The following is a 25942-nucleotide window of genomic DNA, read 5'->3' on the forward strand; positions in this document are numbered from 1 at the left end:
ATACGGGATTTATAACACGTGTAGAGAGCAATAATGTTTTTTATATATTAAAAGTAATCAGGAGAGTCTATATGAGTTTTTTTTAAAGTTGTAATGCCATCAGGATTATCACAAAGAGTATATCCTAGTGATAAAAATTGATCTCGAATTTCATCTGAAAGTGCCCAGTTTTTATGTTTACGAACATAATTACGAGTTCTTATGAGAAGATCAACTATTTTCTTAAAAACATCATAATCAATTTTATGACTATTTATTGAATAGAATTCTAATGGATTATCTTTTATAAAAAAGTCATCTAGATTATCTCCAGGAATTTTTTTTAAACTATGACCTGATGAAAAATTGGTTAAGCCTAATTTCTTCCTTAAAGATTTTTTTAATATGCCTTTTGGAAAATCTATATTATTAGTTATTTCTACTTTAGAGTAGTCTTGATTAAAAACGGATGATTTTAATAAGATAGTATCTACTGCAAGAATCTCTGAAATAAAATTTTGCATGGTCGTTTTCAAAAGATCTAGTTTAGGCAAACTTAAAGAGGTTCTACCTTGTGAAACTGAATTAATTAAGGGACATATCTCAAAAAGATGAGCAATTAAACGAGGAGTATTAAAATCATCATTCATTGCATCATAGCAGCGCTGTCTCCATGCATGGATATTAAAATAATCAGTCTTGTCATAAGACTTCAAAGAAGTTTTATCTTTATCTGGTTTTAAATGAATTATATCTGTGAAAGCCTTCATAAGGCGATAATAGCCTTTTTCTGCGATGATAAGAGCTGGAATTGAAAAATCTAAAACGCTACGGTAATGAGCCTGTAACATAAAAAACCGGACAACCTCAGGTGGAAATGTTTTTTTTAAAGAAGTATTTCCACTAAAAAGGTGTAAGGGTAAAAGTATATTATTAGTTGATTTGCTCATTTTATAACCGTTTAGAGTAAGTATATTAGGATGTACCCAATAGTTTACAGGATTTTTTTTAAAAGCGGCCTGTGCTTGTGCTAATTCGCACTCATGATGAGGAAATTTTAAATCCATACCACCCCCGTGAATATCAAAAACATCTCCTAAATATTTATTACTCATAGCAGTACATTCGATATGCCAACCCGGGAAGCCCTCCCCCCAGGGAGAGGACCATTTCATAATATGGCTTTTAGAAGCTTTTTTCCAAAGAGCAAAATCCTGAGGGTGTTTTTTCCCTTTCTGGCCCTCTAAAGTACGCGTATTGATTAAAAGATTTTCTATTTTTCGACGGCTTAAAACCCCGTATTCTTTATATCCAAAATTAGTCTTAACCAGTTTAGAATAGGCCCATAGATCAAAATAGACAGAGCCTTCTATTTCATAAGCAAGTTTATCATGAATAAGTTTTTCGACAATTTTAATCTGTTCAGGGATATGACCTGCAGCAGTAGGCTCTATATCAGGATATTCAACGTTAAATAAAGAAAGCATATCATGAAAATTGCGAGTGTATTTCTGTGCTAATTGCATAGGTTCAAGAGACTCAATACGAGCTCTTTTCAAAATTTTATCTTCACCTTCTTCTCCACTTTCATCTTCGAGATGTCCTACATCGGTGATATTTCTCACATAACGTACTTTATAGCCTAAATGCCTGAAATAGCGAACTATTATATCAAAAGAAATAAAAGTGCGACAATTACCTATATGGACCTGACTATAAACTGTAGGTCCACAAGTATATATCCCAACAGTTCCATCCACTATGGGCTTAAAAATTTCTTTTTCCCCGCTAAGGGAATTATATAACCTTATTTCCTGTTTCTTAACAGGCTGATTTTGCATAATGTATTTAGTAAAAATATAATTACTTAAAGATCTTTGATTTTTTTTATAGACCAAATGAATGGTTAGCTCCCATGTAGTGTAAAAATTCTCTACGCGTGTTTGCATTTGTTTTAAAAACTCCTTCGAGCTCAGCTGTTACGGTGCTACTTTCAATATCACGAACGCCACGCGAGTTTACACAAAGATGTTTTGCATTAATTACGCAAGCTACATCCTGAGTCCCTAGCATTTTTTGTATAGAATGAACAATTTGCATAGTTAAACGTTCTTGTACTTGCGGTCTTTTAGCATAGTAATCAACAATACGATTAATTTTTGAAAGTCCTATAACTTTCCCATTAGAAATATAACCTACATGAGCTCGTCCCACTATAGGTAAGAAATGATGTTCACAAGTAGAATAGAGTACGATATTTTTTTCCACAAGCATTTGGTTGTATTTATATTTATTTTTAAAAGTAGAAGATTGGGGAAAACGTTCAGGATCAAGACCGTAAAAAATATCTTTTACAAACATTTTAGCTACTCTCCTAGGTGTATTGCATAAACTATCATCTTTAAGATCTAATCCAAGTATTTTCATAATTTCTCTAAAATGAGACTCTATGCGTTGAATTTTTTCCTTATCTTCCATTTTGAATGCGTTACTCTTGCTATATATTATATGAAAAATCTAAGTTTTTTCTCCGTCGTAAGAAACGTTTATTAATTTATCCATGTGCAATAAAACTAAATAAACAAAGTTATAAAATTGAGGCCGTTTTTTACTTTTTAAAACTCTAAGATTTATAAATAATTGGGTTAATTTTTTTTTAAAAAAAAAAGAATAAAATTATGCAATAATCTGTTATTTACTTAGGCTATATTCTTTTTTTTAATATAGAATATGGTGAAGAATATTAATCATATATCTTTTTAAAAAAGATAATTTATGTTAAAATAGCGATCAATGGATAACCTTTGGGTTAAAATATTTCTAAAAAAATTGATTAATCTTTATAGCAGTAAACTTCATACATAATTAGCATTAAGGGCACTCGATTTTATTTTAATAATAAAGGTATATATAACACATCATATAATCATCAGGAAAACTAGTGCTTAGAAGAGAAAGAATTTTTATCAAAAATTACTCAAAGTTAAAAAGTATATTTTTTTTACCTAAGGTTTTTTTATGCAGTGAATTACTAATAGAGATCTCTATAACACTTTGGAATCAATTAAAGTACTTTATATATCTAAGTTTAGATTTGTTTTAATTCCTTTTCAGGAAAAAAAGTTTTTCATATATAGCTAATTTGCTCATTATTTTATAATTACTGAATTATTGGACAATAAAAGAAAGTGACTATTAGTTATAGTTCAAAAAAAACTTGTCTTCTGGAAAAAAATATTTTTCTACAGACCTATAGAAAATGAGGTGAATAAAAGGCCTAAGAATTTAAATATAAATCAAATAGTAATTCATAAACTTTAATATATTTTTAGATGCACTTCTTTCTTTTCATATGATAAAGAATTACCAATTTTACCCTAATTCTTTATATTTTAATCTTAAAATATGTTATAACTTATTCTCTTTTTAGAATTTTCATATGAAATATAAAGTTTTATAACATTTTTTTTAAAAAAATTTAGGTTCTCCTGACTAGTTAGTTAATATAGATATATTAAATAAACTCTATAATAATATTTATATATACAATATAATAAGCTTTACATCTATTTCGTTAGCAACGAGTTATTGGGTAGGCATATCTATTACTTCCTTAACAAACTATATACAAGAGATAATGAAATACCTAAAAACTATTTTGGTTATCAAGCTTACTTTTTTATGTAACAACCATAGTTTATTTTTCAGCCAGAAGTTAAAAATGTATTCAAAATCTGAACTTTATTTCTAGTAAAATTAATTTCTTAGCTCTTATTAGAGCTAGCGTTACTTATCACTTTATTTTAAATTCAACTTTCTTTTCAAAACGCTTAGCTTGATTTTTCTTGTAGGGACTATTTAGTTTGACTTATTTTTGTCCAATCTTTAAAATAACTAAATTTAGGGAAATCCCTTTATTAAAAAACTTCATAATCTCTTTTGTATTAGGGTTGTATATTTAGTTGCTATACCTTTGTAAGTATTTCAAAAAGCGTGGAATTTCTCATATTTTTTGCTTTGAATGAGTTGTTTTTTATATATTGGGATTAACTATTACTTTTGATATCATAGATTTATATATAGACCATTAATAATGATCTTAGCTTCTATAGACGAGACATATGCAACTCATAGGCCAAAATTTAAGTAAAGTTTATAAAAGAAGAGAGATAGTGAAAAATGTTTCATTAGAAGTAAATCAGGGAGAAATCGTAGGGTTACTAGGACCTAATGGAGAAGGGAAGACAACATGTTTTTATATGCTTGTAGGCTTAATTAGACCTACAGAAGGGAAAATATTTTTAGGAGAAAAAAAATATTACTTTAACGTCTATGTATAAACGTGCTCAAAAAGGTGTAGGATATTTAGCACAAGAACCTTCTATTTTTAGAAAACTTTCAGTTGAGGATAATATTTCAAGCCTTCTTGAAATGACTCGTTCTTCACGAGAAGAACAAAAAATAAAAACTAAACAAATTCTCCAAGAGTTTAATTTAAAGCATATATGTAAAAATAGTGGAGATATTTTATCGGGAGGAGAACGGAGGAGAACTGAGATTGCGAGATTAGTGGCAATAAATCCAAAATTTCTGATACTTGATGAACCTTTTGCAGGGATAGATCCGATATCAATAGAAGAAATTCAAAAGATTATCGCATTACTCAAAAAGAAAAATATAGGTATTCTCATTACCGATCATAATGTACAGGATACTCTTGCTATTACTGATCGCACTTATTTAATGTTTGAAGGTAATATTCTTAAACACGGAACTGCTGAAGAATTAGTTTAGGATCCTGTAGCAAGAAAAGTTTATCTAGATAATAAATTCATTTTTAAGAAAAATTCTTGATTTTTTTTATGAATCACCGATATAAAGATCCTAAAATAGCTTTATTTATAAATGGGACTCTTCCTTCTATCTTTCCTAAAGAAAAAGAGAGAGACTATAAAAAAATATTTGCTACTGACGGTGCTTATCAATATTTAAAACAAAAAGGTATACGTGCCGATGTAGTAAATGGAGATTGGGACTCACTTGAAATACTTGATTTTACAAATGATATTAAGTTTATTCATACTCCCGATCAGAATTTTACAGATTTTGAAAAAGCACTTCAAATTATCTATCAAGAAGGATTTAAAAATGTAGATATCTGGGGAGCTAGCGGTAAAGAACAAGATCATTTTTTAGGAAATCTCTCTACAGGATTCAAGTATAGCCAAAAACTATCATTACGATTTTATGATAAATACCATTGCTATTTTTTCGCTGAAAGATTTACGAAAATTAAAGGTTGTAAAGAAAAACTGATCTCTCTATTACCTTTTCCAGAAGCTAGAGATATTATTACGCAAGGATTAGAATATCCTCTTAATAATGAATCCCTCAATATTACTCATCGAATAGGTATACGTAATAGAGCCATTAAAAACCAAGTAAAAATAAATTATAAATCCGGTTCACTATTGCTATTTGTAGAACATTAATATTTTTTTTTTAAAAAAAAATCCTTTATAAATTTCTAATAAATGTGCTCAATCTTGTAATGTGTTTAGTTATTTCCCTATCTAATTTTTTAGCCTCTGCAGGCCTTCCATTAGATTGTATATATCCACTATACATCATTTTACAGAAATAGGCCATCATTTGAAAAGGACGTAAAAGTTCATCAAAAGTATAGTTATAGGTATTCCCAGCGTGATATTTTTCTTTGTTTCCCCCTGTAGTAAAAGAAAGTAATAGATTTTTACCTTTTAATTTAAAATCTTTTTCTTCACTGCCAAAGGCAAACCCAGGTGTTAAGATATGATCTTGCCAAATTTTTAGAATAGGAGGTGTGCTGAACCAAAACATAGGGAACTGAAAAATTACTAAATCTGCTTTAATAAGCAAATTTTGCTCGACATTTATATCAAGTTGACCATCGGGATATAAATCGTAAAGGGAACGTATTTCAACGCCTTCTAGCAAAGCTATGCTTTCTTTAATCCTTCTATTAGATATGGAATTCTTTAGTTCAGGATAAGCAAATAAAAACAGGGTATTTTTTCGCATCGTTATTTTTTGTATCTTTTAAAGATTTTAGCGTAATTTTTTTTTTCAGAGAAAAAACACTTTTATAGTTATATATCATGATAATAATCAGATTTAGTAATCTTTTTATATATAGTGATATAAATTTTTAAAATTGTAGAAGCCTATTACTATTAAAAATAGATATAGGATTATTATTTCATTTTTAAAATGATCCATTTTTAGATTTATCCTAAGTAATATTTTCTTAGGAAAGTTCTATTAAGTTATGATGCCATTTCCTTCTTAAGGAATTAAATACCCAGGAATATAGATATACACAGATTTTAATATTCTAAGTTTTTTCTTAAAATCGACTCTATATAAAAATATAATAGCCCCTCCCTTTTTTTTAAAAATTAAGAATGCTATTCACTCAGATAATAAAATTTCTTTTATATATTCCAAAAACTTCATTAAAAGCTAATCAAAGTTTTATATAGCACAGTGTGCCCACGACTGGACTCGAACCAGCACATCCTACCGGATACCACCCCCTCAAGATGGCGTGTCTACCAATTCCACCACATGGGCTAAAAACATCACAAAAGTATCTTATTTTAAAAAAATTATCAAAAAAAAATTCTAAGTCAACGTATTTAGATAACTAATACTGATTAGTGAGTAAGTAGATAATCTAATTATGATAATATGTAAAATATATTAATTGTGTATAATGATAAATAACTAAGCTTTTACTAAAAAAGCAACATATATCACAATATTATTGATTTATATAGTTTATTATATCTTATATGATAATTAATAACTTTTTTTTTTCAAATATATCCTGAAGGATATATTTTTTATTTACTAAAACTTTATTATTATTGTATTAATATATCTTGTCAAGATTTATCAAAAATCAGTAGAATTTAGATTTTTAAGGAATAATTTTAGTTTTTTTGCAATACCGTTTTATGGACAAACCTTATGTACGTATTAATTATTGCGAAGGTATAGCTTGGATTAAATTTTTTCACCCTAAAGCAAACGCCTTTTCCTCTGAACAGCTGATAAATCTTAAAAAAGCTATTGATCAAGCAAGCGAACAGGAATGTATACAAACAATAGTATTGCAAAGTGCTAGCTCAGATATTTTTTCTTCAGGGGCTTCCCTCGATGAACTCACTCGTATCTCGAATCTAGAAGAGGGTATAGCTTTTTTTATGAATTTTTCTCATTTATTCATTAGTATGATTAGATCTCAGAAACCCATTTTAGCTGGGTTCTCTGGAAAAGCCATTGCAGGGGCTGTTGGATTATTAGCCGCTTGTGATTGTGTTATCGGAAATTCTTCTATCTTAGTTAGATTAAGTGAGCTCTCAATAGGGTTAGCGCCTTTAGTAATCGAACCTGTAATTGTTAATCGCATTGGGAAAGCTCATTATATGAAACTTGCGTTTCATCCTAAAAAATGGCAAGGGGCAATATGGTGTGAAAATACAGGTCTTGTAGACCATGTTATCCATCCAGAAAAAGATTTATCTGAGATATTAAAAGAACATGCTGATTTTTTAGCCAACTGCGATAGTTTTTCGATAGCTAAAATAAAATCTATTTTTTATGGGGATATCCATAATTGGGTTAGACTCTTAAAAAAAAGAGCACGTTTGAGTGCTGAACTCACTTTAAGACAAAGTGCCCAAAAAAAAATACTTTCATAAAGAATACCTCTTCCGTTTAAATTTAGATATTTACTTTATATGATATATAAATATCATTTTAAATCTATAATGGATTTAAAATATAAACGATTTATCTTTATAGGAGTAAGGATCTTGTTTATTTTCTATCTTCTAATAGAAATTTTTTATATATTACTGCGCTTTTAAAGCTAAAGCGTATTGTTTAATTTGTTTAAAAATATCTTCCATACCGCTAGCGCGAATAGGAGAAAGGAATAAATTAAATCCAATCTTCGACAAGAATTCAGAATCTGAATGAATAATTTGATCGGGAGATCGATCTGAATAGATCCGTAACATTAAAGCTATAATACCTCTAGGAATAATAGCATCACTGTCACCTTGAAAAAAAATTTTGTTTTCTTTATTATAGGCATAAAGCCATACTTTAGCTTGGCATCCTCGGATTAGATTATCTGGAATACGCAAATTATTAGGCATTTTTGGGAGTTTTCTACCTAATTCTATAAGATATTCATAACGCTCCTCCCAATCGTCAAATAGTGCAAATTCTTCAACTACCTCCTGAATAACCTTTTGCATGTCTTTTTGTCCCATTTATTATTTTGTAACAAATTTACAAGAAGTTTATTAGGGTTATATTTATAGAAAAAAATAGGTGATTTTTATATAAAATAAACATTATGAAATGAAATTTTTAACTAGCAACTTATCACTAAGCTTCTATATATTACATAGGAATAACCTGCCTAAAATAATTATTAAATAATACTATTTTAATATCTAGCGGATTAAGATTTAGATAAGATTATAAACTAGTCAAAAAATATTCTTACAAATAATATCTCTATTTACATAGATAAAAAACTAAAAAATATAGACTCCCCCTTCTTAAGGGGACGTAGCTCAGTTGGCAAGAGCGCTACAATGGCATTGTAGAGGTCGTGGGTTCGATCCCCATCGTCTCCACTTAATTTAAATACTATCAATTCTACAAGCAATAAAACATTTAAAATGTTATAAAATATCACATCATATATTTAAAATAACTCATTTTAAAAGTATACTATTTTATAGTAATTATGGTAAAGCTGGATATTGATCTATAGAAATAGATAAAAGTTAATCATATAATTTTGTAAATTTCTTATGCTTTTTTAGATATTACAAAACTAATTAACGTGACGGTCTGCATGATAGGAAGAACGTACTAAAGGACCACTTTCTACATATAGAAATCCCATTTTTATTCCAACATTTTCGTATTTTTTGAACTGTGTAGGGGTAATAAACTCTTCTACATTTAAGTGTTTTTTTGTAGGTTGAAGATACTGTCCTATAGTAATAATTTCAACTCCTACCTTTTTAAGGTCTTCCATAGTTTCAAATACTTCTAATTCTCTTTCTCCAAGACCTAACATAATACCACTTTTAATGCGTGATTGACCATTTTTTTTCATATATCTTAGTACTTCTAAACTTCGGTCATATTTTGCCTGAACACGTACTTTTCTACTAAGCCGGCGCACAGTCTCTACATTATGAGAAATTACCTCAGGTCGTTCTTGAAGGATCTTATCGATAAGATGGATTTGTCCTTTAAAATCCGGTATAAGTGTTTCTATAGTAGTTTGAGGGTTTAAACGTCTAATAGCACGGATGGTCTCTTTCCAAAACAAAGCCCCCATATCTTTTAAGTCATCTCGATCTACAGAAGTGATAACAGCATGTTTGATTTTCATTAGTTTGATTGAGCGAGCTACTTTTTCTGGCTCTTCCCAGTTTAATTTTCCTGGACGTCCTGTTTTTACGGCGCAAAATCCACAAGATCTTGTGCAAATGTTCCCCAAAATCATAAAAGTTGCCACCCCATTTGTCCAACATTCACCTATATTAGGGCAATTCCCACTTTGGCATATGGTATTAAGTTCATAATTGTCTACAAGATTACGTAGTTTTTGATAATTATTTCCTATAGGTAACTTAACGCGGATCCAATGAGGTTTTTTTTTTATTACGGGCTTTTCTATAATCTCGTTCTTATCAGACGATAAAAAATTATATTTTATAGAGTCACTCATATATAAACAACATATAGAATATATCAAGATATAGACTAGAGTAGCAAATTTATGAAGTTTTAAAGAAATTATTTACCGATTAATAAGATTTTTACGTATTTTTTTCTCTACTCTAGAAGAGTAGACTTTAAATATCAGTTATGTTTATCTCTAAAAATTTTAGAAAATTATTTAATATATTACTTTTATATATATATATGATTTATAGAGAGGTTTTATTCTCTTTAATAGGTATATAAAAAAAATTGCTGCAGTATTATAAACTTTTCGTTAAACTAGGATAGTTTATATAAGAGTTAATTTTAATTTTTAAAACCTTAATTTTCGTGAAAATTGGAGATATTTGTAATATAATAGATTCTTGGGCGCCCAGAGTATATGCTGAAGATTTTGATAATGTAGGGTTACTGATAGGTGATCCTAATTGGACGAGCACTAAAATTCTCGTAACTTTAGATACTACTGAATCTGTGATACAAGAGGCCTATGAAATGGGTTGTAGGTTAATTGTAAGTTTTCATCCCGTAATTTTTAAAGGGTTAAAACGACTTACGCTAATAAATTCTTCTGAGCGTACTGTTATGATGGCTTTAAGATATGAAATTGCTATTTATGTTATCCATACTAATCTAGATAATCATCCTCAGGGTACAAATTATTATATTTGTCAGCGGTTAGATTTAGTGGATTCTCAAGTGCTTATACCTCGTAAGGGAGTTCTTAAAAAACTTACCACTTATGTCCCTGAAGAACGTGCTGATGAGTTAAGAGAAAAGTTATTTAAAGCAGGTGCAGGTAGTATAGGAAATTACGAATGTTGCAGTTATAATGTAAGCGGATGGGGCACTTTTATGGGGAACGAACAATCCTTACCCGTTTATGGAAAAAGAGGGATACTTCATCACCAAAAAGAAGTTTCCATAAATGTAGTTTTTCCGATTCATCTTGAATCCTCTGTGATTAAATCTTTATTAGTGAATCATCCCTATGAAGAAATAGCCTATGAGATTTTTGAGTTAAGTAATAATCTATATCATTGCGATATAGGAGTTGGGAAAATAGGACGTTTATCTAAACCTTTGAGTGAAAAAATGTTTTTAAGTTTTGTTAAAGAACGCATGAGTGTCTCTTGTATACGGCACTCTCCTTTTTTAAATCGTCCTATAGAAAATATTGCTGTATTAGGAGGATCAGGAAGTTTTGCGTTATCCTTGGCTAAGGAAAAAGGGGCAGATGCGTTTATATCATCTGATTTTAAATATCATCAATTCTTTGAAGCTAATAATCAGATTTTTATTCTTGATATAGGTCATTATGAATCTGAACAGTTCACCAAAGATTTGCTTGTAGATGTTTTAAGAAAAAAATTTCCTAAATTTGTTGTTTTGCGATCAAATATGCGTACCAATCCGGTACATTACTTTTATTAATGGATATGTCTATTAAATTACACGAGACAAATGTAGAAGAAAAGCTTAGAGCCTTATATGATTTGCAACTCATAGATTCTCGTATAGATGAGATAAATCTACTTATAGATAATCTACCTATAGAGATACAACAGCTTGATAATGAGATAACTAACGCGCAATCTAAAAATTGTGAAATTCAACAAGAAATAGAGGTTTTTGAAAAAAATATTCAAGAGAAAAAAGATATTATAAAAAATGCTGAAACTCTTATTAAAAAATATCATACTCAGCAAGATAAAGTGCGTAATAATCGAGAGCTTGGATATCTTAATAAAGAGATTGAATATCAAGAGCTTGAAATAGAGCTTGCTAATAAAAGAGTAAAAGAGTTTCAGCTTATTATTAATCAGAAAAAGGAACTTATAAAAGAGTTAGATTTTCTTTATAAAGAAAAACAAAAGCATATTTGTCAAAAACGAAAAGAGTTTGATCATATTTTACAAGATCATAAACGACAACATAGTAATTTACTAGAAAGATCTCTTATTCTTTCAAAGAATATAGATCCTCGTTTATTACATTTATATAAACGTATTAGATCTAGAGCAAAGAATGGTCTTGCTGTTGTACCAGTAGAAAGAGGCGCCTCAAGTGGATCTTTTTTTACTATTCCTCCACAAAAATGTCTTGATATAGCTCAGCGAAAAAAAGTAGTGGTTGACGAACATAGTGGTCGTATACTTATCGATGCAGTCTTAGCTTATGAAGAACGCCAAAAAATTATTTTGTAGAATGCTAAAATTGGAGCATTATTTAATCCTTAATATTTCTTTTTTAATTGTCGAAAAGATAAATATCTTAACAACTAAGATATTTGGTATTATAATTAGATTTTAGTAAGAGGGATATAAACAAAAAAAAAAATTACCTAAAATTTATCTGTGGATTTATGAATTCTTAAGTCTTTATATTATAAATTATATGAATCCTTTTAATTACGTTATTTTAAGCATATAATCCATAATTTTTTAATAAAATTTTATATCTATAAAAGGAGAAAATAGCCTTAATCTTAAGGAGGAAATTGGGTTAAATTTATGTTTTATAAACATTACTATTACTACTAATGTAGTAAATTACTGTACCGTAAAAGTGAACAGACATATAATATATATGTTAGATAACATGTTTCTATTCTAATCTAGAAACTTTAATAAAATCAATTCCATTAATATGAACAATAAAAAAATATTTTTTATTCCACCTCTTCTATAAAATGATATTTTATAAAAAAATCCTACAATTGGAAAATATTAAAAAAAATCTAGTACGTTACTGTAATTATCAAGAAAGATGTCACTGGGATATTAATAAAAAATTAAACAATTATGAATTAAAGGAAATTCAAAAAAAAGAAATTATAAATTATTTAATTAAAAATAACTTACTCAATGAAGAACGTTTTACAAAATTATTTATTCAAGGTAAACTATTATATAGACAATGGGGTCGAAAAAAAATCATTCAGGAACTACGTTTAAAAGGCGTAGAGGAAAGAGTCATTCAGAATGAAATTCAAACAATAGGGAATAAAGCGTTTAATAATGCTCTTAATAATTTATTAAAAAAAAAATCCATATTGTTAACGGGAAAAATCTTTTTATAAGATATCAAAAAGTTTATCAGTTTTTATTAAGAAAAGGTCATGAAAAAGAATCTATTTATAACGCCCTGAAAAAATATATTTCTATTAAGGATTAAACTTTTACTTTCCTATTTTAGGAAAATTTAAATACATTTACTTTCCTATAAAAGTCAAGATTATCTATCAAAGGGATGCCCTTAATAAGAACTATTATAAATAACCACCATCTAAAAATTGCTATATGGCACTTTAATGAAAATCCCGAGGATATCTTTTCAAGATATCCGTTGAGCTTGAGAAATAAGGTAATATATGAGAATCGATCCCCTAAACGTCAACTGGAATTTTTAGCTGTTTATTGCGCTTTTAGAGCTCTTGGTGAATATTCTGATGTTTTTTATGATAGTAAAGGGAAGCCCTTTTTAGCTAAAGGGCCTTATATATCTATGAGTCATTCTTATGAGAGAGGTGTAGTTGCATTAAGCAAAAAAGCAATAGGTATAGATTTAGAAAAAGAAACGGGAAAAAAAATTTTATACATAAGCAAAAAATTTTTACACTTTTCAGAAGCTTACTTTATTAAAAAGCATCAGATAAAAGATTACTTACATATCATTTGGGGGATTAAAGAAAGTCTTTACAAAATAAATGGAGGGAATCTAAGTCATATTTCTAGAAATTATCGAGTAATGCCTTTTTCATTAGAAGATGAATATATTCGTTGCTATACCTTAGATGGGGCTAAAGTTACTGAATATAAAGCTTTTTATACAAAAATAAATGATTTTTGTCTGGTATATGTACTATAGATTATGAATGATTTTATTAATTTTTTTATAGAACCTTATAAAGGATCTGATTTTATTAATATAGTCCTGGAAATAATAGCTGTATTATTGGGGATTATAAGTGTAATTTTAGCACAAAAAGTCCATATAGGGGTTTACCCAGCCGGCATTATAAGCTCAAGTATATACATATATATTACTTTTATATACTCTCTTTATGGAGAATTTATTATTAATATTTATTATACCTTAATGAATCTTTATGGATGGTATAAATGGAGCACTAAAAATCGACTTAATAAAAATATTTGCATAACTTTTTCCAATCGAAAAGATCTCTGTCAAACTGCGCTTCTTTGGATTATTACTTTCTTATTTACAGCAGGTATTTATTATTTCATTGGTAAAATGAATTATAACTATGTCTGGATGGATATTTTTATAACCCCAATGTTTTTTGCAGGTATGTATCAGCTATCCTTAAAAAAGGTTGAAAATTGGCTGTTTTGGATTATAGGTGATAGTATTTCAGTCCCCCTTTATTTTATAAAGGGATTACCTATAACTGGCATACAATTTGCTATATTTACTTGCTTAGCCTTCCGTGGCTATTTTCTCTGGAAAAGAATTACTTAAATTTCTTAAAGAAGTTTAATAGAATATTTATTTTTAAATATTTTATATTAAAATAGAACTATAAGAAAAGATAATCTATCCCCCCTCAATAAGGGGGAAGGCTTAAGATGTAATATACACATGTGTTAAGTGAAAAAACTTAAGATTAAGTGTAATAAAATAGTTGTTTTTAATCATACCTCTCTTGATTAGATAATTTATAACGCGGGATCCTTTTTTAAGGATATTACATTGATTATGCTACTATATATTTTAGCTTCCCTATCTACTAAAAGCTTAATACAAATAAAGTTTTACTATATTTTCTATATAGAAAATATAGTATTCTATATAGTTTTGTTTATATGTCTTAAGATATTAAGACTGTGTATTTAATATATTTTCGTATATCGTTGACTTAGGAACTATCCTTTTAAGAATATAGATTTATTTTATATCTCTAAACATATAAAAACTTTTATAGCTTATTCTTAACATAAGAATAAGCTATATGCATATTTCTTTAGTATAACATCTTATTATTGTAATATATTTTGTATAAAAAAATAAGGGTTAAAAGATTTATTAAACTTATATCTAATCATATAAAATAGTTTTTCTATATAAGTTGTACATTCATAGTTGAAAAAGAGGCTAGATGTACAATTTCTTCAACACTAGATTGCATCTGCATTACGTGTGCTGGTTTCCGCATTCCTAACATTAATGGACCAATCATCTGTATATTTCCTAAACCACGTATAAATTTATAAGTAATATTCCCGGAGTCTAAATTTGGGAAAATAAATACGTTTACGCGTTTACCCGACAGTTTAGAAAAGGGAAACTTTTCTAAAGTTAGTAACTCATTTAAAGCAAAATCAGGCTGTATCCCTCCATCTACAGATAAATCTGGATAATTTTCATGCAGATAATTTACAGCTCGGGTCACTTTTCTAGAAGTCTTTGAAGAACAAGAAAAATTCTGAAAAGATAACATAGCTATATTTGGCTCTATATCAAAAGCCCTAACCATTTTTGATGCCATAAGAGCTATATGAACTAAATCTTTAGAACTGGGATTAGGAATTATAGCAGTATCTGCTAAAAAAAGAGGACCGCACTTAGTAAGTAAAATCATCATACCAGCTACTTTATGAGTATTTTCGGATTTTCCTATAACCTGTAATATAGGCCTAAGACTAAGGAAAAAACTTCTTGAATAACCTGTTATCACTACTTCTGCTTCGTTTTGATCTACCATCATTGCGCCGAAATAATCGCGAGTTTGCATAAGTTTACGTGCATCATAAAGCGTAATGCTTTTACGTTGTTTTTTCTCCCAGAAAATATCAGCGTAACGTTCTATTTTTTCTCTATTATGATGTTTTTCAAGATCAATAATACATAACTCTTCGTCCATATTATAATTTTTCATCAACTGAATTATACGATTTTTTTTCCCTAAAAGTATAGGATGGGCAATACCTTCCTGTTTAAGGATTTGAGCTGCTTTAATCACACTATATTCCTCTCCATTGCAAAAAACTATGCTCCTTGCATAAGAACGGGCACGATTTTGGACCATTCGAAGTATTTTGCTATCTGTATTATCCATTCTATCGAGAAGATGTTCCTTATAAAGATCCCAATTAGTGATTTCTTTACGTGCTACTCCTGATTCTATTGCAGCCTTAGCTACGGCAGGGGCGATATGTGTAATCAGACGATTATCGAAAGGTTTCGGTATTATATATTCACGACCAAAAGAAATATCTTTTTGGTTATATGCAATGTTTACTTGTTGAGGCACATGAGCTTTTGCTAAATCAGCAAGTGCTAAAACAGCTGCTAATTTCATTTCTTCATTGATGGTAGTTGCTTGAACATCTAGAGCTCCACGAAATATATAAGGGAATCCTAATACATTGTTTACCTGATTGGGATAATCACTACGCCCGGTAGCTACAATAGCATCAGGACGTATTTTTATGGCTAATTCGTAAGGAATTTCAGGATCCGGATTAGCCATTGCAAATACAATAGGATCTTTAGCCATAGTTAAAAGCATTTTCTCACTTAATACATTTGCTATCGAAAGACCTATAAATACATCTGCCCCTTTAAGAGCTTCAGATAAAGATTCAATAGAAGTATCAACAGCAAATTCCTGCTTTTCTTTATTGAGATCTTTTCTCTCTATACGAATAACACCTTTACTATCACACATAAGGATATTTTCTGATTTAACCCCTAATTGCTTATATATACGTGTACAAGAAATTGCTGCTGCTCCGGCGCCATTAACTACTACCTTAATTTCTTCTGTTTTTTTCCCTACGAGTTCTAATGCATTAATAAGCGCAGCACCTGAAATAATAGCTGTTCCATGCTGATCATCATGCATCACCGGAATATTTAATTCGGCTTTAAGACGACGTTCTATTTCAAAGGCCTCTGGAGCTTTAATATCTTCTAGATTAATACCTCCAAAGCTAGGAGATATAGCTTTAACTGCCTGAATAAACTTTTCAGGATCAGACTCTGAAATCTCAATATCAAATACATCGATACCGGAAAATATTTTGAATAGCAACCCTTTACCTTCCATCACTGGTTTTGATGCTAGAGCACCTATATCTCCAAGTCCTAGCACTGCTGTACCGTTTGTGATGACAGCTACAAGATTACCTTTAGAGGTATACTCATATACTTTTTGATTATCTTTATAAATTTCCATACAAGGGGCTGCTACTCCTGGAGAGTATGCTAAAGATAGATCTCTTTGAGTGCTGTAATTTTTGCTAGGAGCTATTCTAATTTTCCCCGCGGGGAAACGACTATGGTATTCCAGTGCTTCTTGTGCAATCTGATCAGCTTTGTTCATAATAATTATTATTTAACAACGTGTTTTTGATAATGACATGCCTCCCCATTCAATGGGGGTATTTTATGCAGATATAAGGTGTTTTTTGATGGGGAAATATAAGGTATATCCAGCTGAAGACCTCTCAGTAATATTAAAGTACCTACAAAAAATACTATAATAAGCATGAACTTTGATATTCTTTTCTTAAACTGAATCCCGATAAAATTTCCTAAAATAACTGTAGTAAACATCAAAGGTAATGTACCCAAACCGAAAAACAACATAAAGACTCCTCCATAAAATATTTTACCGTTAGTTATAGCATTAGCAAGAGCGATATAAATTAAACCACAAGGTAAAATCCCATTAAGAATGCCTGTAATAAAAAGACCCAAGAAAGTTTTTTTCTTTATAAAAAAACCTAATACTAAACGAAGTTTACTTAATAATCGTCTATAAGAATTAAGATGATAGATTTTGGTAAAAAAATTATCGGATATGAATACGGAAATCATGATGGTCATACCTAAAATTACTGAAAGTAATTTTTGAAATCTAGCCAGAGAAAAACCATAACCAACTGCACCGAAAACCAACCCTAGGAGGGTATAAGAAAAAATACGTCCTAATTGATATGAAAGATTCTGAAAGAACATTTTTGATTTTTGCTTACGGTCTATAGCTAAAGCAAAGGCGATAGGGCCGCACATGCCAAAACAGTGCAAACTACCAGTTACACCTAAAATAAATGCTGCGCTAATAACTAATGTTTCCATATTATAGGCTGCTGTATAAAGTATTTTTTTATTCCAGAATCCCATCTTATAAGGAGAACATACTCACCTATCTTAAGTACTTTCTCAGAAATAAGATATTCCCCTTGGGGATCTATATTAAGAATCATATTAACATCCCAAAGTTTGTTAGAAGGGCGCAATAGATTTAAATTTCCTTTAGTATTATAAGATCTAAAAACTTTAGGAAAGTGAATTTTTATACCCTTAGATAAAACTTCGATATATACTTTTTCAGATAAAGCATCCGCATTATTTCGTTCATTAATAATATCCTGGTATCTCATTCCTTCTTCATAATAATGTTCAGAAACCAACTGGCTAGTTACATCTAGACGAACGAAAGCTATATAGAGTATAAAACCTATAAAAAACACTAACGCAGTGGTAAGAATAACTTCCCAACGAAATCGTATTTTCATAATTTTAAAATTTAAATGGTCCAAGAAAAACCGTATTATAAACTTCTATAAGATATCCTCTCTGATCATATATCCCTATACGTAGATTTGTTTTAGTCTGATGAATTTCCTTTTTGGGGAGTATGATTTTAAACTTTCCATGATAGTTGTCTCCTTTTCGTAATTTTATGCTTTTTTGCTCATAAAACAAATATATTACACCCTTATAAAAAAGAATTTTAAAATGTAAATTAACAGTTTTTGAACTATTATTTATAATAGTATATTCATAAAAATTTATAATCTTATCTCCTTGAATACTATACTCTGATCCAGGAACACGTAAAATTTTAGCTTTTATCGGAGGCCTAAAAGCTAAAAGTGTAATAAGTATACTTAAAAGTGCTATTAAAACAGCCGTATAAGCAAATAAATTAAATGTAAATCGAAAGCTTTTACGAGTGGAAATGTTATATGACGAGGCATAACGTATAAGCTTACGAGGTTTACCAATCTTATCCATAACTTCATCACAAGAGTCCATGCAAGCAGTACAATTAACGCATTCAAGTTGCGTACCGTTACGTATATCTATACCTGTAGGACATACAACTACACATTGATTACAGTCAATACAATCTCCTTTACCTAGGTCTTGACGATTTTCTCCTTTTTTAAACTTAGCACGACCAGCAATGCCTTCTCCTCTTTTATAATCATAGGCTACTACCATGGTATATTTATCAATCAGAACGCCTTGAAGACGTCCATAAGGACAAACCAAAGTACAAGCTTGTTCTCTAAACCAGCTATATACGAAATAAATAAAGCATGCATTAATAAAAATCACTAGGAATACCCCTGAATTCTTTAATGGGCCTTCTTTTATAACCTTAAAAAGCATATCGGAACCTAGAAAATAAGTAATTAATACATACGACATAAATAAGGAAAGAAATGAAAAAATTAACCATTTTAAGAGTTTTTTTCTAACTTTTACCTTATTCCACTTTTGTCGATTTAAACGCTCTTGCGCGCCTTTATCACCTTCTATAGCATACTCTATCTTCCGAAAAAGCATTTCTAAAAAAATGGTTTGAGGACATAACCAACCACAAAAAATTCTACCATATATTATTGTAAAAAGGATTATAAATACTATAGTGATAATGGTAAATAAGGCAAAAAGGGGGAAATCCTGCGGATAAAAATGAAATGAAAAAATGAAAAATTCTCTGTTAAATACATCTAATTTTATAAAAGGATCTCCTTGTATCCTAATAAAAGGTGCTGAGAAAAAAAATAACATTAGAACCCAACTAAGAACAGTACGCCTACGATAGTACCTTCCCCTAGGTTTTCGGGGATATAGCCACTTACGAAAGCCTCTTTGATCCATAGTATTAATATGATCACGAAAATCTTTACTTTGAATCATTATATTAAGATTTTATATGATTTTTTTTAATACTTTATAGATAATTATCAAGATTTTATTAAAATTAATGATATTATGTATATTAAGATTTTTTTAAAAAACGATTATAGCGTAGATAGTATAGTTTTCGGAACTATAAATTGTTTTCAATCATTTGAATTTATCCTGGCATTTTACCAGATTACTTTTTTACCTTCAGAGACTTTACTGTTAGGCGGTTTTTGAGTGCTTCTATTGATAGAATAGATATAACTGGCTATTTTTTGTATGTCATTTCCTTTGATCTCCCCTAATACTCCAAAAGATCGCATTGTGGGATTATTTTTACTTCCATACCATATTATATGAAAGATATTCTTAAATAAATTTTTTTCCTCTTTGTTAATCCAGTAGTCATCAGTAAGATTAGGCCCTATGTTCCCCCTTGCATTGATTCCATGGCAAGTAGCACAGTTTTCATTAAACAGTATCTTTCCTTGTTCGATAAGATTTTCATCAAAGCGAGCTGTTTCAAGAGTCACTTGAGGGCGGGATTTTTCATATGCTTGTATCTCAGATATTTGTTTATCATAAGCTAATTGATATTCTTTTTCAGGATGTGCAAAATAAGTGAATAAGTAAGCGAAAAAATAAACAATAGCAACCATAATGGTCAAATAAAATAAATTAACCCACCAAGAAGGCAATCTATTGTCAAGCTCTAAAATCCCATCGAATCCATGATCTATAACTATAACATCTTCTTCTTGTTCTTTAGTCTCTAGGAACCCACTTTTGTAGAGTCTAAGAAAATAATTTTGTTGATTTTGCTTAATAAGTTTATTACGTTTTTCTTCAGGAAGAAATTTAAGCTTTTGATGATAAATTAACTTATTGATTGCTTCTAATATCAATAGCAAAATTAAAGAGATAAAAATAATTGACAAAGGAATAAAATGAACTATATTCTCCCCAGAGAATACATAAAGCACAAAAGCTATAACGAAAATAGCAAAAGGGATAGTTATAAAAGCAGGAACTCTAGGTTTCATAAGGATTATTTTTCATCTCCTTTCAAAGGAAGATCTTTAATCTCATTGTAGTATTTTTCAGGTTTTCGACAAATAAAAAATACTGTAAAAAGAAAAATAAGAAATAAAATAACCAAGACTAGTGATTGAAATAAATCAGCATAAGGGACTTGACTAAGATATTTTTTAAAAAATCCAATCATATTCTTATTTATCAGTTCTAAGGATTTTTTACTTTTGAAGCTTTAATATCTATACCTATACGTTGCAAATAAGCAATAAGCGCTATGATTTCCCTCTTTTCAAGGGGGATAAAATTTTTTCCTTCAAGATTTTCCTGAGCAATGATTTGTTCCTTAATATCGGGAGATTCGCTATAAATACTCGCAACTATTTTAGAGGCCTGTGCATTCATATCTTTATAGGCATGATCAATATCCTCAGCTGTATAAGGCACTCCCAATTTTACCATAGTGAGCATTTTTGCTAATGTAGCCTCAGTATTTAATCGACGGTAGATCAGCCAAGAGTATCTAGGCATAATGGAACCTGGAGAAGTAGAACGTGGATCATACATATGTTTAAAATGCCATGAACTAGGATTTTTCCTTCCCTGGCGAGCTAAATCAGGTCCTGTACGTTTAGACCCCCAAAGGAAAGGATGATCATAAACAAATTCACCTGCCTTAGAATACTCTCCATAACGTACTACTTCGTCTCTAAAAGGACGTATCATTTGCGAATGACAAGCATTACAACCTTCACGGATATAAATATCTCTCCCCTCGAGTTCTAAAGCACTATAGGGTTTTACACTAGTTATTGTAGGAATATTAGACTTAATTATGAGTGTAGGAATAATCTCAACTGCACTCCCTATCCCTACTACAAGTAAAGATAGAATAGTAAACTGTATAGGTTTTCGCTCTAACCACTCGTGAGATTTTCCGCTATCATTTTTCTTTTTAAAACTATTCATCAAATTTATAGCTTCAGCAGGTTCATTAGCTATGAAATGTCCTATTCTAATTGTGCGGTAAAGGTTATATACCATTATAAAAGTGCCTATCAGATAAAAACTTCCACCTATAAAACGCATTTTATAAAAAGGAGCTAAAGTAGTTACCGTATCTAAAAAATTTTTATTCATTAAGGTCCCATCAGGGTTAAATTCTTTCCACATTTCAGCCTGAACTATAGCTCCCCAATAAAGAGGAATCACATAAAAAATAATACCTAAAATCCCAAACCAAAAATGAATATTAGCTAATGCAGTTGAATAGAGTTTTGTATTCCAAAGACGCTTAACTAACCAATAAATAACCCCAAAAGCCATAAATCCATTCCATCCAAGAGTTCCAATATGTACATGAGCAATAATCCAGTCAGTAAAATGCCCAATAGAATTTAAAGTCTTCGTAGCCAGCATAGGGCCTTCAAAAGTAGACATGCCATAGCAGGTGATTGCGACAACGAAAAATTTCAATATGGGATCCTCTCGTACCTTATCCCAAGCCCCTCTAAGGGTAAGTAATCCATTAAGCATACCCCCCCATGAAGGGGCGATAAGCATAATAGAAAAAATCGTTCCGAGCATCTGAGCCCAGCCTGGAAGAGAAGTATACATTAAATGGTGAGGTCCAGCCCATATATAAATAAATATAAGTGACCAGAAATGTATTATTGAAAGTTTATAAGAAAAAACAGGACGTCCCGATGCCTTAGGTATGTAATAATACATCAACCCTAGTATAGGGGTAGTCAATACGAAAGCTACAGCGTTATGGCCATACCACCATTGGACCAAGGCATCTTGTACTCCTGCATATATTGAATAACTTTTTAGAGAATTTAACGCTATGGGAATAGCAAGATTATTAAAAATATGCAACATAGCAACAGCTACCCATGTGCCTATGAAAAACCATATCGCTACATACATATGCTTAACTCTTCTTATAAAAAGAGTTCCAATCATATTTATCCCGTAAAGGATCCAAACTACTGCAATAAGAATATCTATAGGCCATTCATGTTCAGCATACTCCTTACTCGTATTTATTCCTAGAATATATGTAATCCAGGTAAACACAATAATGAGCTGCCATCCCCAGAAATGCACCCAGCTAAGCATATCGCTAAACATGCGTGTTTTAAGCAATCTCTGCAATGAATAGTAAGAACCGGTGAAAATGACATTGCCAACAAAAGCGAAAATAACCGTATTAGTATGTAGCATTCGCCAACGGCCATAGCCGAGCATACCAAATGAATCTTTAAGATGTTCTCCGAGGAGAAATTCCGGCAATTCGGGATAAAAAAGCATTAAAGCAACAACCAACCCTCCCGTAAAGCCAGCAAGCGCCCAAAAAATAGTGGCATATAAAAAAGCTCTTACGATTTGATTATCGTAATAAAATTTTTGAACATACATTTTTGTATACTATAAAATTTAGTTTTTTTTCTTTTTCACAAAATTAGTCATCTATAAGAATCCTTATAGCTGGAGATTCATCTTCATCAAACTGTCCATTTTTGACATTGATTATGAATATAATCAAAAAAACTACTCCTAAAGAAACGCTTGCTAATATCATCAAGAGCAATATATCCATATTATTACAAAGATAAGGTTTGAAAATCTTTATTTAATTATTATGAAAGAATGTAAATAAATTTAGGCTTTTATTTATATTTATATTTATCCCAATTTACTTTTCGTCTTAACCACCAGGCTCCTATCCAAGTAAAAGAGGTAGAAAATAATATTACAGATATTGAACTAATAGGCATTAGTAATGCTGCTATTACTGGGTTAAGATGACCACTTACAGCAAAAGTTAGACCTATGATATTATATAATAAACTAATTAAAAAAGAAATCTTGACTAATCGAATACCCATTTTAGAGAGTTTTAAAAAATAAGGAATTTTATAAAATTTAGTTGCTTTCATAAGCACATCACAATTAGGCGAGAAATTATTTACGCTCTCAAATAAAGATACGCCTACATCGCTCTGTTTAAGAGCGCCAGAATCATTTAGCCCATCTCCAAACATCATTACACTATAATTTTTTTTCTGTAATTGATTAATATAATCGAGCTTTTGTTGTGGGTCCCTCCAAAATAACATTTCGATATCTATAGTTAAGAGTGATTTTAAGAAAGGTTTTTCAGTATTATTATCTCCTGAAAGGAGAGACAACCGATAATCATAAATCAGAGATTTAAAAATATTTTTTAATCCTGGCCGGTAACGATGATAAAATATAAAACACCCTAAAACACGATTTTCTATAGAAATAAATACTTGAGTACGATTTTCTATTATCTCTTTTTGTATATATCCGACATAATCAGCTGATCCTGCCTTTATTAAAAGGTTATCTACATAAGCTTGTAACCCTTTTGCAGGAAATTCCTGAAAATTGTTAATTTTTCGTACAGATGATTCATTTTTTAGATGATAGTATAAAGAACAACTAAGAGGATGTCTAGAATTTCTAAATAAAGCAGCAAAAGCTGAACGTTGGATTTCATTTAAGGGAATCCCATTATAGTCAATTTTCGCAGCTTCACTCTCTGTTAGAGTTCCAGTCTTATCAAAGACTAATGCGTCAACTTTGCTTATACGTTCTATTGTAGAAATATCTTTAACATAAAAGCCATCTTGGGATAAGATTCGCATTAGATACCCTAATGTGAAAGGTGTAGACAATGCTAATGCACAAGGACAAGCTACAATTAAAACTGCACAGACTACTTGAAAAATGTGCTCCTCATCAAAATAATACCAATAACAACCTGCAAAAACAGCAAGAACTATTATAATTAACGTAAAGTAATAACTCCATCTATTAATTAGAGTATCAAAGTACGTTTTTGGTTTTTTAAAAGCCTTATGACTCCATAATTGGATCAGACGACTTTGATTAACTTCCTTAATCACTTCTACTTCTAATCTTTCTCCTCGCTGACATCCACCTGCATAGATTCGGCTTCCTATTTTATATAACTTCAAATATGATTCTCCAGTAATAAGACTATTATCAATAAATGCTTCACCATTTATAAGTATAACATCAGCTGGAATTATTTCTTCATTACGTATAATAATACGATCACCTTTGTGAAGATCAGATAACAAAATATTTTCCTCTTTTTGATTCCTAATACGTGTGACAGCAATAGGATAAAATGATTTATAATCATTATCAAAAGCTAAAGAACGATAAGTCCTAATTTGGAAAGCTCGTCCGAGTAACATAAAAAATACTAACCCGGAAAAACTATCAAAATAACCTGCTCCTAAATCTAGGAGTACTTCATAAGAACTTCGTAAAAAAAGGACTAGCATGCCTAAAGCAATGGGCACATCAATATGTAATTTTTTTTTTAGTAAAGCATTATAGGCTGAACGAAAAAAATCTATAGCTGAGTAAAACATTACCGGAAGAGAAAGGAACATCATAAGTAAGCGAAAAAAATATTGATTGTTTCTTAGCCAAATATCATCATGATCACTTAAATATTCAGGGAAAGCTAGTAACATGCTATTAGCAAAACTAAAAAAAGCAATGGCTATTTTATAAAGTAAATTTCTATCATTATATATTTTTTTTTCTATATTTTCTAGATTAAATACCGGTTTATAGCCCATACAATTAATAAAATAGGCTAATCTACTTAGTGTATAATCTTTTTTTTTAAAAACCACAGATAAAGTTCTAGCAGTAAAATTGACTGTTGAGCAAACTATAGAAGTTTGTATTTTATGTAGATTTTCTAATAACCATACACAAGAGCTACAATGTATAGAAGGTATGAAAAAGGATACTGAGGTAATTTGATCATCATCAAAATCAACCAATTTTTCTCTAATGTGTTTTGTATCAAGAAAATCAAATTGATGCCTATTTTTTTTATGAGGGGCAACACCTGGAGAATGATTAAGTTCATAAAATTTTTCTAGGCCGTTTTCACATAAGATCTCGTAGACAGTTTTACATCCCTGACAACAAAACACCTTATCAAAGATTCGTAGATTATCTAAAGTTTCTTGATTACAGTGAAAACAATTGTAATTTAGCATTCAAAGTAATTTTCTTATTCATTTAACAAAGGATTAATTTTCTATTATAAAGTATTTTCTATTTTTTAGAATTAGTCTATAAAACGAAA

General features: G+C 30.0%; 22 protein-coding genes, 2 tRNA genes and 1 pseudogene. 10 read left to right on the top strand and 15 right to left on the bottom strand.

The genetic code is table 11. From position 1 onward, the window contains the following. Positions 1-47 precede the first annotated feature (47 nt). Entirely contained in the window at positions 48-1820 is a 1773-nt protein-coding gene (cysS, locus tag ACUBP5_RS03365) for a cysteine--tRNA ligase (RefSeq protein WP_482168617.1), read from the bottom strand. A gap of 46 nt (positions 1821-1866) precedes the next feature. Next, complete coding sequence (gene folE, locus ACUBP5_RS03370) at positions 1867-2457, bottom strand: GTP cyclohydrolase I FolE (RefSeq protein ID WP_482168237.1); 591 nt, start codon at positions 2455-2457, stop codon at positions 1867-1869. 1643 nt (positions 2458-4100) lie between these two features. Here folE and lptB point away from each other — a divergent pair. Both lptB and ACUBP5_RS03380 read left to right on the top strand, forming a co-directional pair. Next, positions 4101-4773, top strand: a pseudogene (gene lptB / locus ACUBP5_RS03375) (LPS export ABC transporter ATP-binding protein). Between the two features lie 68 nt (positions 4774-4841). After that, on the top strand, positions 4842-5471 hold the full coding sequence (locus ACUBP5_RS03380) for a thiamine diphosphokinase (RefSeq protein WP_482168238.1): 630 nt from the start codon (positions 4842-4844) through the stop codon (positions 5469-5471). A 25-nt stretch (positions 5472-5496) separates the two neighbouring features. Here the strand turns inward: ACUBP5_RS03380 and ACUBP5_RS03385 are convergent, their stop codons facing one another. Continuing rightward, entirely contained in the window at positions 5497-6039 is a 543-nt protein-coding gene (locus ACUBP5_RS03385; protein ID WP_482168239.1) for an NAD(P)H-dependent oxidoreductase, read from the bottom strand. A 468-nt stretch (positions 6040-6507) separates the two neighbouring features. Beyond that, a tRNA-Leu gene (locus tag ACUBP5_RS03390) sits at positions 6508-6591 on the bottom strand. A gap of 386 nt (positions 6592-6977) precedes the next feature. Between ACUBP5_RS03390 and ACUBP5_RS03395 the strand changes: the two genes are divergently transcribed. Next, complete coding sequence (locus tag ACUBP5_RS03395; protein WP_482168240.1) at positions 6978-7724, top strand: enoyl-CoA hydratase/isomerase family protein; 747 nt, start codon at positions 6978-6980, stop codon at positions 7722-7724. A gap of 153 nt (positions 7725-7877) precedes the next feature. Here ACUBP5_RS03395 and ACUBP5_RS03400 read toward each other — a convergent pair whose 3' ends face one another. Then, the gene (locus ACUBP5_RS03400) at positions 7878-8303 is read right to left on the bottom strand and encodes a SufE family protein (protein ID WP_482168241.1); all 426 of its coding nucleotides are present in this window, start codon (positions 8301-8303) and stop codon (positions 7878-7880) included. Between the two features lie 298 nt (positions 8304-8601). On the opposite strand from ACUBP5_RS03400, the gene ACUBP5_RS03405 reads away from it, so the two are divergent. Then, a tRNA-Ala gene (locus ACUBP5_RS03405) sits at positions 8602-8675 on the top strand. A 203-nt stretch (positions 8676-8878) separates the two neighbouring features. Here ACUBP5_RS03405 and lipA read toward each other — a convergent pair. Further along, positions 8879-9787, bottom strand: coding sequence for a lipoyl synthase (gene lipA, locus ACUBP5_RS03410; protein ID WP_482168242.1), 909 nt, complete (start codon positions 9785-9787; stop codon positions 8879-8881). Between the two features lie 326 nt (positions 9788-10113). Between lipA and ACUBP5_RS03415 the strand changes: the two genes are divergently transcribed. From ACUBP5_RS03415 to pnuC, 6 genes are all read left to right on the top strand, one after another. After that, positions 10114-11217 (top strand): Nif3-like dinuclear metal center hexameric protein, encoded by a 1104-nt coding sequence (locus tag ACUBP5_RS03415; protein ID WP_482168243.1) that lies wholly within the window; start codon positions 10114-10116, stop codon positions 11215-11217. 5 nt (positions 11218-11222) lie between these two features. Beyond that, positions 11223-11990 carry a zinc ribbon domain-containing protein gene (locus ACUBP5_RS03420; RefSeq protein ID WP_482168244.1) on the top strand — a complete coding sequence of 256 codons (768 nt, stop codon included), beginning with the start codon at positions 11223-11225 and terminating at the stop codon, positions 11988-11990. A gap of 512 nt (positions 11991-12502) precedes the next feature. Continuing rightward, the gene (locus tag ACUBP5_RS03425; RefSeq protein WP_482168245.1) at positions 12503-12865 is read left to right on the top strand and encodes a regulatory protein RecX; all 363 of its coding nucleotides are present in this window, start codon (positions 12503-12505) and stop codon (positions 12863-12865) included. Beyond that, on the top strand, positions 12862-12960 hold the full coding sequence (locus tag ACUBP5_RS03430; RefSeq protein ID WP_482168618.1) for a hypothetical protein: 99 nt from the start codon (positions 12862-12864) through the stop codon (positions 12958-12960). The genes ACUBP5_RS03425 and ACUBP5_RS03430 overlap by 4 nt, the downstream gene beginning before the upstream one ends. Before the next feature lie 75 nt (positions 12961-13035). Continuing rightward, positions 13036-13653 (top strand): 4'-phosphopantetheinyl transferase family protein, encoded by a 618-nt coding sequence (locus ACUBP5_RS03435; protein ID WP_482168246.1) that lies wholly within the window; start codon positions 13036-13038, stop codon positions 13651-13653. 3 nt (positions 13654-13656) lie between these two features. Further along, positions 13657-14268 carry a nicotinamide riboside transporter PnuC gene (gene pnuC / locus ACUBP5_RS03440; RefSeq protein ID WP_482168247.1) on the top strand — a complete coding sequence of 204 codons (612 nt, stop codon included), beginning with the start codon at positions 13657-13659 and terminating at the stop codon, positions 14266-14268. Between the two features lie 598 nt (positions 14269-14866). Here the strand turns inward: pnuC and ACUBP5_RS03445 are convergent. The 9 genes from ACUBP5_RS03445 to ACUBP5_RS03485 form a co-directional block, all read right to left on the bottom strand. Continuing rightward, positions 14867-17134, bottom strand: coding sequence for an NADP-dependent malic enzyme (locus ACUBP5_RS03445; protein WP_482168248.1), 2268 nt, complete (start codon positions 17132-17134; stop codon positions 14867-14869). Between the two features lie 8 nt (positions 17135-17142). After that, entirely contained in the window at positions 17143-17937 is a 795-nt protein-coding gene (locus tag ACUBP5_RS03450) for a sulfite exporter TauE/SafE family protein (protein ID WP_482168249.1), read from the bottom strand. Next, entirely contained in the window at positions 17880-18332 is a 453-nt protein-coding gene (locus ACUBP5_RS03455) for a FixH family protein (protein WP_482168250.1), read from the bottom strand. Before ACUBP5_RS03455 ends, ACUBP5_RS03450 begins: the two co-directional genes overlap by 58 nt. A 4-nt stretch (positions 18333-18336) precedes the next feature. Further along, positions 18337-19749, bottom strand: a complete 1413-nt coding sequence (gene ccoG / locus ACUBP5_RS03460) for a cytochrome c oxidase accessory protein CcoG (protein ID WP_482168251.1) — start codon at positions 19747-19749, stop codon at positions 18337-18339. Positions 19750-19922: 173 nt separating this feature from the next. Continuing rightward, the gene (locus tag ACUBP5_RS03465) at positions 19923-20780 is read right to left on the bottom strand and encodes a cbb3-type cytochrome c oxidase N-terminal domain-containing protein (protein ID WP_482168252.1); all 858 of its coding nucleotides are present in this window, start codon (positions 20778-20780) and stop codon (positions 19923-19925) included. A 5-nt stretch (positions 20781-20785) separates the two neighbouring features. Next, the gene (locus ACUBP5_RS03470) at positions 20786-20962 is read right to left on the bottom strand and encodes a cytochrome oxidase (protein ID WP_482168253.1); all 177 of its coding nucleotides are present in this window, start codon (positions 20960-20962) and stop codon (positions 20786-20788) included. Positions 20963-20979: 17 nt separating this feature from the next. Continuing rightward, positions 20980-23193 carry a cytochrome-c oxidase, cbb3-type subunit I gene (ccoN, locus tag ACUBP5_RS03475; protein WP_482168254.1) on the bottom strand — a complete coding sequence of 738 codons (2214 nt, stop codon included), beginning with the start codon at positions 23191-23193 and terminating at the stop codon, positions 20980-20982. A 43-nt stretch (positions 23194-23236) separates the two neighbouring features. Continuing rightward, complete coding sequence (ccoS, locus tag ACUBP5_RS03480) at positions 23237-23356, bottom strand: cbb3-type cytochrome oxidase assembly protein CcoS (protein WP_482168255.1); 120 nt, start codon at positions 23354-23356, stop codon at positions 23237-23239. A gap of 88 nt (positions 23357-23444) precedes the next feature. Continuing rightward, on the bottom strand, positions 23445-25853 hold the full coding sequence (locus ACUBP5_RS03485; protein WP_482168256.1) for a heavy metal translocating P-type ATPase: 2409 nt from the start codon (positions 25851-25853) through the stop codon (positions 23445-23447). Positions 25854-25942 lie beyond the last annotated feature (89 nt).

Source organism: Candidatus Insignibacter tubulum (genome assembly GCF_056790205.1).

Coding starts and splice junctions, on each gene's coding strand:
- cysS (WP_482168617.1), bottom strand. CDS start 1,820: ATGCAAAATCAGCCTGTTAAGAAACAGGAAATAAGGTTATATAATTCC.
- folE (WP_482168237.1), bottom strand. CDS start 2,457: ATGGAAGATAAGGAAAAAATTCAACGCATAGAGTCTCATTTTAGAGAA.
- ACUBP5_RS03380 (WP_482168238.1), top strand. CDS start 4,842: ATGAATCACCGATATAAAGATCCTAAAATAGCTTTATTTATAAATGGG.
- ACUBP5_RS03385 (WP_482168239.1), bottom strand. CDS start 6,039: ATGCGAAAAAATACCCTGTTTTTATTTGCTTATCCTGAACTAAAGAAT.
- ACUBP5_RS03395 (WP_482168240.1), top strand. CDS start 6,978: ATGGACAAACCTTATGTACGTATTAATTATTGCGAAGGTATAGCTTGG.
- ACUBP5_RS03400 (WP_482168241.1), bottom strand. CDS start 8,303: ATGGGACAAAAAGACATGCAAAAGGTTATTCAGGAGGTAGTTGAAGAA.
- lipA (WP_482168242.1), bottom strand. CDS start 9,787: ATGAGTGACTCTATAAAATATAATTTTTTATCGTCTGATAAGAACGAG.
- ACUBP5_RS03420 (WP_482168244.1), top strand. CDS start 11,223: ATGTCTATTAAATTACACGAGACAAATGTAGAAGAAAAGCTTAGAGCC.
- ACUBP5_RS03435 (WP_482168246.1), top strand. CDS start 13,036: ATGCCCTTAATAAGAACTATTATAAATAACCACCATCTAAAAATTGCT.
- pnuC (WP_482168247.1), top strand. CDS start 13,657: ATGAATGATTTTATTAATTTTTTTATAGAACCTTATAAAGGATCTGAT.
- ACUBP5_RS03445 (WP_482168248.1), bottom strand. CDS start 17,134: ATGAACAAAGCTGATCAGATTGCACAAGAAGCACTGGAATACCATAGT.
- ACUBP5_RS03450 (WP_482168249.1), bottom strand. CDS start 17,937: ATGGGATTCTGGAATAAAAAAATACTTTATACAGCAGCCTATAATATG.
- ACUBP5_RS03455 (WP_482168250.1), bottom strand. CDS start 18,332: ATGAAAATACGATTTCGTTGGGAAGTTATTCTTACCACTGCGTTAGTG.
- ccoG (WP_482168251.1), bottom strand. CDS start 19,749: ATGATTCAAAGTAAAGATTTTCGTGATCATATTAATACTATGGATCAA.
- ACUBP5_RS03465 (WP_482168252.1), bottom strand. CDS start 20,780: ATGAAACCTAGAGTTCCTGCTTTTATAACTATCCCTTTTGCTATTTTC.
- ACUBP5_RS03470 (WP_482168253.1), bottom strand. CDS start 20,962: ATGATTGGATTTTTTAAAAAATATCTTAGTCAAGTCCCTTATGCTGAT.
- ccoN (WP_482168254.1), bottom strand. CDS start 23,193: ATGTATGTTCAAAAATTTTATTACGATAATCAAATCGTAAGAGCTTTT.
- ccoS (WP_482168255.1), bottom strand. CDS start 23,356: ATGATATTAGCAAGCGTTTCTTTAGGAGTAGTTTTTTTGATTATATTC.
- ACUBP5_RS03485 (WP_482168256.1), bottom strand. CDS start 25,853: ATGCTAAATTACAATTGTTTTCACTGTAATCAAGAAACTTTAGATAAT.